1 protein-coding gene is annotated in these 1,701 nt (G+C 46.8%); it reads left to right on the top strand.

Annotation, left to right across the window (positions count from 1 at the left end):
- Nucleotides 1–55: 55 nt before the first annotated feature.
- Entirely contained in the window at nucleotides 56–1,675 is a 1,620-nt protein-coding gene (locus tag Q0590_RS37195) for an ISL3 family transposase (protein WP_366970894.1), read from the top strand.
- Nucleotides 1,676–1,701: the final 26 nt, after the last annotated feature.

Genomic DNA, 1,701 nt, shown 5'->3' with positions numbered 1-1,701 from the left:
TGTTGGTTCAGCGTCAGATTAGGTGAAAAGTAGGAGGATTCATCGTTAAGTAAGGATGAACCTGACCTTGCTTTTGCCTCCAGGCTTTATTTTACGCTATAGTAGTATTTCCAAAAATAGTGTTAGCCTTAGTCTAATGAGTAATATTCTTTTCGGTACTTGTCCCTTATGTAGGCACATGAGTCACAAAGTGCACAGCTATTATGAGCGAAGTGTAAGCGACTTGCCCATGAGTGGTAAAGTGGTCTGGCTGCGCATCAGCGTGCGGAAGTTTTTCTGTCAGCAGGAAGCGTGCTGCAGAAAAATATTTGCTGAACGCTTCGATACATATCTGCCAGCTTATCAGCGAAGGCTACAACGGTCTACTGCTCAAATTGGGCAAATCGGATTAAGCTGTGGTAGTAAGCCGGGAGCTAAAATATGTAGATTGATTGGATTACCTGTGAGTGCTTCTACCCTACTTCGAGTGATGAAGAAAACACCCCTGCCGGAAGTGGTAACACCTAAAGTATTAGGAATAGATGATTTTGCCTTTCGCAAAGGGAATACCTATGGAACCATTCTAGGGGACTTAACGCAACGAAAGGTGATTGATCTATTACCGGATCAGGAAAGCAAAACTGTGGAGGAATGGCTCACAGCGCATCCGGGTGTAGAAGTGGTCTCCCGGGACCGATCAGTGGTGTATGCCCATGCCGTCACTGCAGCAGCTCCCACGGCTGTTCAGGTAGCCGACCGCTGGCATTTGTTGAAAAATTTATCGGAGAATATGGCGCGCTATTTAGATATACAACGCTCGCTGATAACGGCAGTAGCCGGGCAACTAAACCAAAAGCAGGCAGCAACTCCTATTCAAAATACCAACCCACTCATAAGTCTTGCTGCTAACTTGGGCTTAAAGACGATAGGTAACCATGAAGCCATTGCTCAACTGTCTACTGAAAAACGTTATCCCAAATACGGGCAGGTCAAAAGCCTTCAACAACAAGGCTATGGCCGAAAAACCATTGCCCGCCATCTGGGCCTATCACGCAATACGGTCCGAAAATATTTTGCCCAGTCAAGCTTTGTTGCTAAAGTGCATAGCCGACGCAGTAATTTAGCTGAATTTGAATCCTATCTGCGCAAGCGATGGGGCGAAGGAGAAACCTGTGTCAAAAATTTGTGGAAAGAAATCAAGCCCATGGGATACAATGGCTGTTACTCCATTCTGGCCGATTTTCTTTCAAAATATCCCAACACACCCAATCCTCATGCCCTTCCCCCTGCTCAGAAAGGCACTACCTATTCCAGTCGTAGCCTCAGCATTGCTTTGTGCCACAAAGAAGAGGACTGGAAAGACGAGCAGAAACCTTTCCTGCTGAAACTTCTCCAAAAGAGCGCCATACTTGATCAAGCCAGGCAATTAAGCTTAGAATTCAAATCCTTGATGGAAACCAAAAGGGGCCATCAACTGGAGAGCTGGTGCCAGAAAGCCGAGCAACTACCGCTATTTAAAGGTTTTGTCCGGGGGATTCGTCAGGATTTTGCGGCCGTCGAGCAAGCAATGACTTCTATCTGGAGCAATGGTCAAACTGAGGGGCAGGTGAACCGGCTCAAAAATATCAAGCGGCAGATGTACGGTAAAGCCGATTTTGATCTGTTGCGCCTACGGGTGCTGATCCGGAGTGGGTAGCATTCACCGAGATTGACGCTGAACCA

Source organism: Rhodocytophaga aerolata, assembly GCF_030503435.1.
GTDB classification, from domain to species: Bacteria; Bacteroidota; Bacteroidia; order Cytophagales; family 172606-1; genus Rhodocytophaga; species Rhodocytophaga aerolata.
The sequence above is the reverse complement of the archived record's forward strand: the minus strand, read 5'-3'. Positions and strand labels throughout refer to the sequence as shown.